Source organism: Synergistaceae bacterium (assembly GCA_021372895.1).
In the GTDB taxonomy this organism is placed as follows: Bacteria; Synergistota; Synergistia; order Synergistales; family Synergistaceae; genus JAJFTP01.
The window spans coordinates 1-11119 of record JAJFTP010000051.1 but is presented as its reverse complement, the minus strand read 5'-3'; the positions used below and the strand labels follow the sequence as shown (position 1 = coordinate 11119).

General features: G+C 48.0%; 13 protein-coding genes. 5 read left to right on the top strand and 8 right to left on the bottom strand.

The features are described from left to right. Window positions 1-502, top strand: a 502-nt coding sequence (locus LLF78_04590; protein ID MCE5201770.1) for a 3-oxoacid CoA-transferase subunit A, incomplete at its 5' end; no start/stop codon positions are given. Then, window positions 486-1151, top strand: a complete 666-nt coding sequence (locus LLF78_04585; GenBank protein MCE5201769.1) for a 3-oxoacid CoA-transferase subunit B — start codon at window positions 486-488, stop codon at window positions 1149-1151. The genes LLF78_04590 and LLF78_04585, both read left to right, overlap by 17 nt. Window positions 1152-1300: 149 nt before the next feature. Here the strand turns inward: LLF78_04585 and LLF78_04580 are convergent, their stop codons facing one another. The 3 genes from LLF78_04580 to LLF78_04570 all read right to left on the bottom strand — a co-directional run bounded on the left by LLF78_04580 (window position 1301) and on the right by LLF78_04570 (window position 5820). Then, window positions 1301-2668: an FAD-dependent oxidoreductase gene (locus tag LLF78_04580; GenBank protein MCE5201768.1), complete on the bottom strand. Its 1368-nt coding sequence runs from the start codon at window positions 2666-2668 to the stop codon at window positions 1301-1303. A gap of 344 nt (window positions 2669-3012) precedes the next feature. Then, window positions 3013-4557, bottom strand: a complete 1545-nt coding sequence (locus LLF78_04575; protein MCE5201767.1) for a carbohydrate kinase — start codon at window positions 4555-4557, stop codon at window positions 3013-3015. Window positions 4558-4719: 162 nt separating this feature from the next. Continuing rightward, window positions 4720-5820, bottom strand: coding sequence for a C45 family autoproteolytic acyltransferase/hydrolase (locus LLF78_04570; GenBank protein ID MCE5201766.1), 1101 nt, complete (start codon window positions 5818-5820; stop codon window positions 4720-4722). Window positions 5821-5904: 84 nt separating this feature from the next. Between LLF78_04570 and rsmG the strand changes: the two genes are divergently transcribed. Continuing rightward, window positions 5905-6597, top strand: a complete 693-nt coding sequence (gene rsmG / locus LLF78_04565; GenBank protein MCE5201765.1) for a 16S rRNA (guanine(527)-N(7))-methyltransferase RsmG — start codon at window positions 5905-5907, stop codon at window positions 6595-6597. A gap of 118 nt (window positions 6598-6715) precedes the next feature. On the opposite strand, the gene LLF78_04560 is transcribed toward rsmG, so the two are convergent. From LLF78_04560 to LLF78_04545, 4 genes are all read right to left on the bottom strand, one after another. Then, window positions 6716-7381 carry a hypothetical protein gene (locus tag LLF78_04560; GenBank protein MCE5201764.1) on the bottom strand — a complete coding sequence of 222 codons (666 nt, stop codon included), beginning with the start codon at window positions 7379-7381 and terminating at the stop codon, window positions 6716-6718. A 199-nt stretch (window positions 7382-7580) separates the two neighbouring features. Further along, window positions 7581-8402, bottom strand: a complete 822-nt coding sequence (locus tag LLF78_04555; GenBank protein MCE5201763.1) for a TIGR02757 family protein — start codon at window positions 8400-8402, stop codon at window positions 7581-7583. Window positions 8403-8408: 6 nt separating this feature from the next. Next, window positions 8409-8936 (bottom strand): flavin reductase family protein, encoded by a 528-nt coding sequence (locus LLF78_04550; protein ID MCE5201762.1) that lies wholly within the window; start codon window positions 8934-8936, stop codon window positions 8409-8411. A gap of 88 nt (window positions 8937-9024) precedes the next feature. Beyond that, entirely contained in the window at window positions 9025-9516 is a 492-nt protein-coding gene (locus LLF78_04545) for a ferritin (protein ID MCE5201761.1), read from the bottom strand. A 184-nt stretch (window positions 9517-9700) separates the two neighbouring features. Between LLF78_04545 and LLF78_04540 the strand changes: the two genes are divergently transcribed. Together LLF78_04540 and LLF78_04535 are read left to right on the top strand one after the other, a co-directional pair. Then, window positions 9701-10201 carry a GNAT family N-acetyltransferase gene (locus LLF78_04540; protein MCE5201760.1) on the top strand — a complete coding sequence of 167 codons (501 nt, stop codon included), beginning with the start codon at window positions 9701-9703 and terminating at the stop codon, window positions 10199-10201. Beyond that, window positions 10198-10698, top strand: coding sequence for a GNAT family N-acetyltransferase (locus LLF78_04535; protein MCE5201759.1), 501 nt, complete (start codon window positions 10198-10200; stop codon window positions 10696-10698). The genes LLF78_04540 and LLF78_04535 overlap by 4 nt, the downstream gene beginning before the upstream one ends. A 105-nt stretch (window positions 10699-10803) precedes the next feature. On the opposite strand, the gene LLF78_04530 is transcribed toward LLF78_04535, so the two are convergent. Then, window positions 10804-11119: FAD-binding oxidoreductase (locus LLF78_04530; GenBank protein MCE5201758.1), on the bottom strand; the 316-nt coding region annotated here is incomplete at its 5' end.

Genomic DNA, 11119 nt, shown 5'->3' with positions numbered 1-11119 from the left:
CGGAGTTGCAAAGCTTATAGTCAAGAACAGGATAAGATCTATGATCGCATCCCACATCGGGCTGAACAGACGCGCACAGGAACTCTGCGCCAGCAAAGAGATAAAAATAGAGCTGATACCTATGGGGACATATGTTGAGAGGATAAGGGCAGGAGGAGCAGGTCTTGGCGGTTTTCTTACCCCGGCCGGAATCGGCACAATATATGAGGAAGGCAAGGAAATTATCGAGATCAACGAAAAAAAATACATACTTGAACTGCCTCTGCGTGCTGACGTGGCGTTTATACGTGCATATAAGGCCGACGCCGCAGGCAACCTCATATACTACGGGACCGGACGCAACTTCAACCCCACGATAGCTATGGCCGCAGACATTGTCATAGCAGAGGTTGACGAAGTACTTCCTATCGGAGAGATAGATCCCAATAATGTTGTGACTCCAGGGATATTCATCGACTCTCTTGTGCTGAAAGGAGATGATCCATATGCTGCCAGAACTTAGCGAAACTGAGGCACGCGAGAGGATAACAAGACGTATCGCGTCAGAGCTCGAAGACGGAGCCATAGTAAATCTTGGCATCGGGATACCTCAGCTCATTCCGAACTACATACCCAAGGATGTAAAACTTATACTTCAAACTGAAAACGGGGTCATAAATGCCGGCCCCGCAAAAGACCCTTACGACCTCAGGGTCATAGACGCAGGGGGATCGCCTATATCAATACTCCCGGGAGGGGCATTCGTATCCTGTGATATCAGCTTTGCGATAATGCGCGGCGGACATATCGACGCTACAGTCCTTGGCGCTTTGCAGGTTGACCAGGAGGGCAGCCTCGCAAACTGGATGATACCGCAGGTAAGAATTCCTGGGATGGGCGGGGCAATGGACATCGTCGTAGGAGCAAAAAAAGTTTACGTAGCTACACGCCATTTCAACAGCGACGGGATCTGCAAGCTGGTAAAAAAATGCACACTGCCCCTTACCGGACACGGCGTAACAGACATGATAGTTACGGAATACTGCGTGATCCGCAACACATACGGACACATGGTCATGACGGAAATCGCGGAAGGCGTCAGAGTGGAAGAGCTTCTGGACATGACATTAATGGAAGTGGATGTGAGCCGCAGGCTTAAAAAGATGGCATAAAACGGAGCGTATCACATACTAAGGCAGATACTAAAACACATAATCCACACAATCCTTATTGAAAACACAGGCAGAAAATAACATGCATACCCTCAATGCGGGTATTTTGCGCCCACATTGACGTCATACCTTACAAGCTGATATTACTATTACTTTATCGCCGCAAAGAGGTCGTTAAGCGCCTCGCTCATTATAGGATGAGTGAACATGTGGTCGCGCAGCACCGTATAGGGCATCTTGAAGTCCATCGCCATCTTTACAAAGTTGACCATCTCATGCGACTCCTCACAGAAGAGGGAAACTCCGAGAATCATTCCGCTGTCGGCATCGACGACAGCTTTAAGCATGCCGGTATACTTGCCGAGCACATGACACCTCGGCAGCGACGCAGGAAAAATCGTAGCTGTCCTGACCTTGTATCCCGCTGCAATGGCAGCCTTCTCGGTAAGACCCGCCCTCGAAAGCGAAGGAGATAAAAACACACAGTAAGGCACACTCCGATTCGTGACAGTAAGATCGCCTCCGGTCATGTCGGATTTCACGACGCGGGAGTCATCGTGAGAAATATATGTAAACTGAGGACCTCCCACTACATCGCCGATAGCCCATATATTCGGATTGGAGGTGCGAAGTCTCTCGTTGGTCACCACGGCGCCTGCGTGAGTTACTGTTATTCCAGCAGCAGAGAGATTAAGTTCATCTGTGTTTGGTCTTCTTCCCGTAGAGACCAAAACGGCATCTCCGGTTACGGTACGTTTCTCATCTCCGACCTTGTAAGTGACCACGGAACCGTACTCCGTGTCTTTCACGGATCCGACTTTCACACCGAATTCAAATTTAATTCCGGCGGCATCCATAGCATCTTTTACACACTTTGCCACATCGTCGTCCTCATTGGGGAGAAATTCAGCAAGGTCCTGCAGTACTGTGACATCTGAACCGAAACGTCTGTAAAAAGACGCGAACTCAAGACCGATATTTCCACCGCCTATTATGACAAGCCGGCGAGGCAACGTCTCAAGGTCAAGCATCCCTTCGCTTGTGTATGTATGTTTGCTCTCCTTCAGCCCGTCAACAGGCGGAATAATGGGGGTTGATCCCGTATCTATAATTATCTTATCTCCGTATATAACTTCTTTGAAATCCTCGCCGGTGACCTCAACTTCGGCAGCGGAGACAAACCTGCCTTTGCCTGTGTAAAGAGTTACGTTCGGATTACCTTCGAACATACCTTGCATTTTGCCAAGCAATTTTTGCCTGAGCTGCTTCTTCGCAACCACAGAAAAGGTATAAAATGCAGCCTTTTCCTCAAAGGTCTTAAAGTCTTTTATCTCAGATATCTCTGACTGATTGACAAGAAATTTTGTCGGCACACATCCTACGTTTGGACACGAGCCGCCATACATCCTCCGGGATTTTTCTATCATCGCAACTTTCTTGCCCTGTGAGGCAAAATCCCCTGCCAATGTCCTTCCGCCCTTGCCGAAACCTATAATAACCACGTCAAATTTTTTCACTGAGAAAAACCTCTTTTCTTTAAAAGGATTTCAAATAACCTGTTCATAATAGTCCTAGAATATGCATATAAAGTCAAGGGCATAAAAAGCAACCAAAGCAGCTTTTTATGCCCTTTTACCGAAAAGCCCGGCACGAATTATCCACTTTATTTAAACAACATCCACACACTGATATGGATGATCCTTCGGATCTGTGAGGAAAAGCTTCATTTCCGGCGAATAAGTCTCATTCGGCTGAGGCTTTGTCACCGGTACACCCAAGTGCATGTACTGCGGCATTTAAATCCCTCCCCTTTGATTGTGCGGTGCGTCTGACTCAGGCCATTATACGATTGCTTCAGAATTTACTGTCCGAGTATCTTGCGTATCCTTTCAAGTCCGGCAAAAGTTGTCTTGAGCGGAGAACCGAGCATCGCCTGGCGTTCGGCGAAAATATCCTGATATAGCTTGTAGTTCTTCGCGTCTGTCTCAAAACGCCCCCTGAATGTGACCCACTCTTTCATCGTATCCCTGAGGTTTGCGATATCACCGACGCCGTAAGCGGCGACAGCGACATCTGCCATCAGCCCCCCCTCACTTCGGGTAGGTATGTTGTAAGCCCCGCCAAGTATATCCGCCTTTATTTGAGTCCACAGAGGGCTTTTGCTTCCGCCTTCCGTTCCTATTATCTCGCTCAGCGGCATGCCGCACTCGCGGTAAATCTGGATCATCTGCGCATATTCAAACGCTATGGCCTCAAGTATGGCCCTCCACATTGCCGCCCTGTCGCTTGAGCCGTAAAGCCCGAGGAAAGCCCCGCATGCGCCGGGAAGGCCGGGGCCTGCGCCCTGAAGGTATGGATAGAAGAGTATGCCGCGTGAACCGGCAGGAACTTCTCCGGCAAGCGCGTCCATCTCGGAATAGAAAGACGTATCTCCGGCACGGTCGGCTACGTTGTCGCGGAACCAGCGAAGCGAAAGCCCGCCTGCCCGTATCATGCTCCAGTAAAAATATGAATCTTCAAGCGTGCCCATGGCAAACATCATGCCTGGTGCGCGTGAAATTTTTTCAATCATCCCCGGCACGGCAACGGCAAAGATAGACGCGGTTCCTGCCACATCGGTGCTGAGTCCGGGCTCAAGCAAGCCTGATGCAAGCGCTGACTGCATAGTATCTCCCGCACCTGCTAATATCGGGATACCTGAAGGCAGCCCCATTTTATGCGCCTCTTCGTTACAGAGATATCCTATGACATCCCATGGTTTTACGATGCGAGGCAGTATCCCCATAGGAATGCCTAAAGCCTCCATCTGTTTCTGTGACCAGTCCCTATTGCGTGAGTTATAGCCTATGAGCCAGCCGGACAGAGTTGCCCAGTCCAGGAATGCATCTTCGGCCTTGAGTCCTGCCAGCGTACCAAGGACAAACGGACCATTGTTAAGGACCTTGACAGCTTTTTCACGGAAACCGCTGTAATTATTCAGAAACCAGCGCAGAATCACAGGCGGCATAAACTCGTCTACTATGACATTGCCGCTCTCTTCAAGCCATACCGGTTTTACATGCTCATTGACCCAGTCCGCCTCTTGGCGCGCCCTATTATCAAGGTATGGTACGAACGGAGTCACAGGGTTCCAGTCCTCATCGATCCCGACGATGCCGCAGATTATCCCGCTCGCAGAAATGCCGCGGATCTCGGCAGGATTGATGCCCGATTTCTCCAGGCACTCGCGCACTCCCTCGCGAACGGCCTGGACAAACCCCCGAGGATCCATCTCAGCCCAGCCGGGATTGGGGTAAAATATTCTGTTCTCGCGGTAGGCCTCCGCGATCCTCGTGGAGTCAAGCCTGTAAATTGCAGTCTTTGTTCCCATAGTGCCGCAGTCAAAACCTATATAATACTTTCCCAATTCATAACGCCCCCAGAAAAAGACCGTAAGGTCCTGGTCAGATGATATCTCAATAATTCAAATAAAACAAAGAAGCCAACCATAGGCATATATCCAATGCACTTATGACCGGCTCCCGATATTATAAAGCTGCTATGACAGATGACATTATTCCAACTTTTGCTATTCTCGTGGACGAAGCAGTGACTTCATATCTATCTGAGTCCATTCCTGAACGTCCGGGATCTTAAACCATAACTCGAACCTTTCCGGAACCACCACCATCTGATATACAGTCATATCCGTAGTCGCACCGAGGTCTTCTATTCTGGTATCCAGAATCTTCATCATTGTGCGGCTGTCTATAGAGCCCTTAAGATGTTTTGCGAGGGTCAAAAGGTTTTGTCGTCTCGTCCGCGTCATCCAGTTGGTCTTATCATCGGGACGTGGAAGTCCCCATGAAAATTCAGTAAAATGATTGCTGAGAACCGTAAGCCCCGGACGCGAATGTGATTCACGGCGTTTGACCTCGAAAACAGGCCACTCATAACAACGGGCTGTCTGCCCATCCGAGACGCCGACAATATAAGCGAAGTTAGCCTTTGTAGTCTGGAAGAAACTCTCTATTTCATCAAGCGACGCACCATCAAGAAGAAACCGGAACAACTCTGCTACGGCAGGGACACGGCTGTCATACCAGAGAGCCCCTCCGGACGGCATCCCGTTGTTAAGTTCCAGAAAAATCCCCTTCTCGTTCATGCCGTTAACAGCATATATCTGACCCGCATAGCCCATAGTTGCCGTAGATAAAGAACCATCCGCGGGATGATAGACAGCTATCACTATATCATTGCCGAACTCCCTGAACCACGGCAGGTAATCGTAATTGCGGCCATACACAAGGGTATCAGCGGCATAATCTCCCCATGCCGCAATGCCGGTGCACTGAGGCAACGTAAGGGCAGTAACTGCGAGCAGTTCAACCGCATTAACAAGCTGTAGCTTTTCAAGTGTCAGGCCGGATGTCTCGGACATTCCGCGGAAAATCTCCTTGAACCTAAACGGAAAATTCGCGTAAAACTTCTGTGCCCTGTCCTTCATGCCTTCAGGGTCAAAACCACAGTCCTCTACAAGCCTGCCGCATATCGCCCTTTCGTAAAGATCCTTAAGCTCAAGAGCCATCAGGGCACCGTACTGCCGGCCCATCTCTCTCCATGTCCCCTGAAGATCTATAATGTTTATTGCACCATTACAAGTTTTAGTGCCGTTTTCAAAGGATTCCACCCCTTGGCCTCCCATCAGTTGACTTATTGGGTTATTATACACTCGTATATTATTAATTATCCCCAATGTCTGGAGTGTTTTTTTATGGAAAATGAAAATTTCAAAGAATCAGCAGCGGACGAAGTCAAAGAAAACGAAGAAGAACTGCGCCGCTATACAAGTTTGCTTTCTGCCGCAAATGAATTTGCCCGTTTGACCGGACCTTCCCAGGAAGATCTCCTCTGGAATGACCATGTGCTCGACTGCGCATCTGCGCTTCCGCTTCTTCCTAGAGAAGGACGGATCATTGATGTGGGCACAGGAGGCGGGCTCCCCGGCATTGTATGGGCAATCTGCCGTCCCGGCGTGAGCTTTACCCTGCTCGACAGTATCACACGCAAGTGCGCTCTAGTGGAAAAGATAGCCGCAGCAATGGGGCTGAAAAACGTAACCGTCGCATGCGCACGCTCAGAAGACTATGCAAAAGAGCATCGCGAAAAATTCCACATCGCAGCCGCAAGAGCGGTGTGTGCAGCCGGAGTGCTCGCTGAGTACCTCTCGCCATTTGTAAGGCTCAAGGGCAAGGCCATAGCGTTCAAAGGCCCTCGCGTTGTTGAAGAGATCGAAGCAGTAGGGAACAAATGGAAAGGACTAGGCCTCTCCTCGCCGCGGCTGTTACCTTATATGCTCGGCGATATAAAAAGATATTTTCTTATATGGGAGAAGATCTCCCAGACTCCCAAAGGCATCCCACGCAGACCTGGCATGGCGGAAAAATTTCCATGGTTCACAAGGTAACCCGCTTTGCACGTGCCGGTAAGTTATACTGCGCTGAGAGAGGCTCCTAAAGCATATTGCCAATTTGCCCAAGGATCCTCTCTCAAATATTATATTATGATGCGCAACTGTTTATCTGTTAACGGATGCCTGGAATGAACGGCAGTTTCATGGATGGTGCCGGACCCAGAACTTCTTTTGTCGCATCCAGCTCCATATCAAACAGAACCTGAGTTATCCTCATCTGCGTAAGGTTATCGGTCTCATATGATATTGAAAAACGACGATAACCAAACTTCTCGGCAAAAAACGAAAGGTTTGAGTTTTTCATTCCTGTGAAGTTCTGGAAAGATCTCTGCAGTGATTTAAAGAATTCACCTTCATCAAAGAAAGGGTCCTCGCTCACTATCATTACGACCTTACATTCATCCACCAGCACATTGTCACTCCATATGCCGCAGAGCGTAAGCCCTGCCCTGAGTCCGGGAAATTCTACTATCAGCGGGATCAGTGAGTTTTCTATCAGCTCGGAATAAGTGAATACCATCGTAAATCCGAGCTCTATGCCTTTGTTGCGTCCCGGGTCTATTATATTCTGGCGCACCATAGTCCCTACGTTCCCATCCTGAAAGCTGCGAAGATAAAGAAATTCACTCTGCAATTCGAATGCAAGCCCCGCAACGCTGCCCAGTAACGGACTATACAGGCTGTTTACCGTAACCGGGGAGTAATCCTTCCCATAGGGGATCCACGGTACGATATCAAGCTCAATGTTCTGATCCCAGTAAGGGAGAATAGATGTCATGCCGCCGCCCCCATTCTTTGTTTATTTATTGAGAGTATACCATTGTACCTGATTTTTTATCCGTCACTTTTACGTAAAAATACATGAAGACTTCATTTGAGACGCCTGATCTTTGAATGATCCCATCGCAGAATAAAAACTTACACCTTGTTTCTACTGCCGACACAGCCTTTCAGTTATTACTGCACACCTGTTCCGCTCAATAAGGCTGTTTCTGCCAGTTTGCAAAAAGGTCTTTGACAGTCATGTCGCTCCTGATACCGAAGCGGGTGAGCGCAAAATCATACCGCACCGGATCCTCCGGGCAGATAACGCGGAAAGCATCCGTTATCTCCGCCGCGGCACGGCCGTTAGCACTCTTGCGGCTGCACAGACCCAATGTCGAACATATATTGAACATATGAGTATCCAGCGGGATAAAAAGAGCATCGGGCGTTATATTACGCCACCCGCCAGGGTCGACTTCGTCGCAGCGCACCATCCAGCGCAGGAAGAGCGCAAGCCTTTTACACGCACTGCCGTTTGAGGGCCGGGGCAGAAGAAATATACTGTCCGTATAACCACCGCACTCAGTCAGCTTCGAAGCAAAGCCCTCAACTGCATCCCATGTATTTCCCTTGTAATATGAGAGAAAAAGTTCTTCAAGCGATCCGTATTCATATAGAGCTCTTTTTATGCAGCACAGAAAGCCAGCCATATCGGCGGCACCCGTGAACCTGTGGACAAAACAGCCAAGCCCGCACTCTATATCTCCGCGGTCCGCGTCGACCAGATACTTAGATGGCTCCGGACCAAGCACATCGAGTACCTTCCGCACATTCTTAAGTATCTGTGCTACCCTGCCATAGGCGAGAGAAGACGCTATAAGCGCGACGATCTCCCTGTCAGCAGGATTCTCATAACTATATAAAAACTGCAGCGGATCCGGTGAGACATAGATCCGCTTGTTATAATCTTCATAAATCTTTTCAAATACACTGCGGCTTTCTATAAGAGCCGACCTGTCCGACAGTACTCCCACGATAAATTACTTCAGCGTATTAAACCCAAAGGTCGGGGCTGTTTTGGGTGACTTGCCTTTCTTTATGAGATGATAATCAGCATAAGTCAAAGGCGTCGCCTCTTTTAGAAACTTGCAGGAAATAACCTCTCCTACAAAGAGGACGTGTGTCGGAAGCTCCATCGTGTGCAGCACCTTTGCTTCAAAAGTCCCTATTGACCAGTCCGTAACCATCGGTGCGCCAGTCTCTCCGATTAAAAAATTTACGTTTTCAAACTTGTTGATGTCTCGCCCAGATTTGAAGCCAAACTGTCCGATAAACGTCATAGGGACATCGATCTCAAGGATAGAAACTGAGAAAAATCCGCTTTTGCCGATCATCTCCGCAGTAAGGTTCGCTTTATTGAGGCATGTCGTGACACATACAGGGTCACCCGTGATCTGCATTACCGCATTGGCGACCTGACCGTTGAGTTTCCCTTCAACGGCTGTGCTGACTATGTACATACCATAGGTCATACTGAACAGTGACTTCATTTCTATTTTATTATCCATGCTGACTCCCCCATGGTCCAACAATATATTCACAACATAAAAAAAGGCATCCGCAGATGCCCTGAATATCAAGCGAACTCTATGTCAGTTATGCTCTCATTCCCAGTTCCCTGTCAAGCATGCTGAGAGAGATAGGGATCTCCCCAAGTTTATGTAACTTATTGAGAATTGCCCTTGCGTTCTCTTCTTCTTCGACCTGTTCGTCTATGAACCAGTTTAGCATACTCATTGTTGCATAATCTTTCTCTTTTTCCGCGAGCTCTGCCATTTTATAAATAAGAGACGTAACCTTCTCTTCATGTGCCAGAACATCAGCAAAAACATTCGTTGCGCTCTCCCATTCACTCTTGGGGGCACTGATCGCCTTAAGTACCACTCGTCCCCCGCGGGAAACCAGGTACTCGTAGAACTTCATCCCATGCTTAGATTCCTCTTCGGCCTGTTTTTTCATCCAATGGGAGCAGCCAGGCAGATCCTGATTCTCAAACCATGCAGCCATAGACAGATAAAGATAAGATGAGTCAAATTCCGCCTGTATCTGGCTGTTAATGCTTTCTTCCATTTTCTTTCCTATCATCATTATACAACGCCTCCGTATATTATGATATTTACAACAACCTTAATTTAAAACTGCTATAAAGTATAGACTGCAAGTTTATTATGTCAAGAAGAGAATACTTATCGATGTTAATTTTGAGCAAGTCTCATGTAAAATAGATCCAGCTGGAATTAAACGTAACCATACATTTGGAGGCGACGTAATTTTGGAAATAAGGCCGGTTAAAATTGAAGATGCGGATGACATATCTCGCATCAGAAGACAGGACGGAGTAAGAGAAGAAGTCCTTGCACTGTCGAGCGAAAGGCTCCAAGTAACCATTGATTTTCTTAAATCACTCAGCAGTGACGACAGGGCTTTCGTCGCAGTAGAAAATGACGAATTAGTCGGAATGGCTACAATGCTGAAAAATAAAAGTTCCCGCCGCAGTCATAGTGCGACACTCTCAATAATGGTCGACAGAGATTTTCAGGGCAGAGGGATAGGTAGCGCTCTGATGGGCCGGCTGTTGGACGAAGCCGACAATGTCTTGAAACTTCACAGACTGGAACTGCTTGTGCTCATCGACAACACGGCGGCAATCGAACTCTATAAAAAATGCGATTTCAGGATAGAGGCGACGAGAAAGCACGCGGCAGTAAAAGACGGCAGATTTGTCGACGAATATCTTCTTGGCCGCATAAACAAAAAAGGGGTTTCCCAATGATAATCAGACCTGTAAAAAAAGAGGACGCCGCACAGATACGTGAAATCAGTACAGATATTACAGTGAGCAAAAACATGGACATATCCAGTATCAATTTTGCCGATGCGGAGAATCTTATTGTTAAACTCACCGGGTTTGACCACATGCTGGTTCTTGAGACCGAGACCCCGCCTACAGAGATATGCGCGGTACTCCTGCTGCGCGTCGACCCGCAGATATATTTCCGCAGGCTGGCAACGCTCGAGACAATGGTCGGCATCAAGTGGCAGGGACAGGGGATAGGGAAAGCTCTCATGTTATCGGCTCTTGAACTAGCCGATAAAGAGCTCTTACTTGAGCGCGTCGAGGCGAAGATCGCAACAGAGAACATACCAGCGCTCAAACTCTGCAAGTCAACGGGGTTCAAAGTCGAAGGCATAGCGAAAGACTGGGCAATATCCGACGATGGCGGCTATATAGATGCATATCTGCTGGCACGCTGCAAACCCAACCTTTAGTTTACGTTGCCGTCAATAGATTTAAGGAATGGAAAAGTGAGATCTCACCATAAGGCAGTCCAAAGCCTGAGCTTTGGGCTGCCTCTCTGATTCAGCGGGTCTTTTTTAATCCCATGGAACGATCTTCCCTGGATTAAGGATGTTATTTGGATCAAACGCAAGCTTTACCCTGCGTATAAGGTCTATTTGAGCCTCATCGAGAAAAAATGGGATATACTTGACCCTTTTAAGGCCCACACCGTGCTCTCCGGTCAAAGTTCCGCCGAGGTTTTTTACAAGTTCATAGACTTCCAGACAGGCGCCTTCAATAATTTCATGCCATTTGGGATTTTCTTTTTCTATATAGATAGTTACATGCATATTACCGTCGCCAAGATGGCCATAGGCGGCATAATCTACATTATGATTACTACATATAGAA

Bases quoted from the DNA above. Each gene is read 5' to 3' on its own strand.
- rsmG (MCE5201765.1), top strand. From the start codon at position 5,905: ATGGAAAATGAAAATTTCAAAGAATCAGCAGCGGACGAAGTCAAAGAA.
- LLF78_04550 (MCE5201762.1), bottom strand. From the start codon at position 8,936: ATGGATAATAAAATAGAAATGAAGTCACTGTTCAGTATGACCTATGGT.
- LLF78_04560 (MCE5201764.1), bottom strand. From the start codon at position 7,381: ATGACATCTATTCTCCCTTACTGGGATCAGAACATTGAGCTTGATATC.
- LLF78_04545 (MCE5201761.1), bottom strand. From the start codon at position 9,516: ATGATGATAGGAAAGAAAATGGAAGAAAGCATTAACAGCCAGATACAG.
- LLF78_04535 (MCE5201759.1), top strand. From the start codon at position 10,198: ATGATAATCAGACCTGTAAAAAAAGAGGACGCCGCACAGATACGTGAA.
- LLF78_04585 (MCE5201769.1), top strand. From the start codon at position 486: ATGCTGCCAGAACTTAGCGAAACTGAGGCACGCGAGAGGATAACAAGA.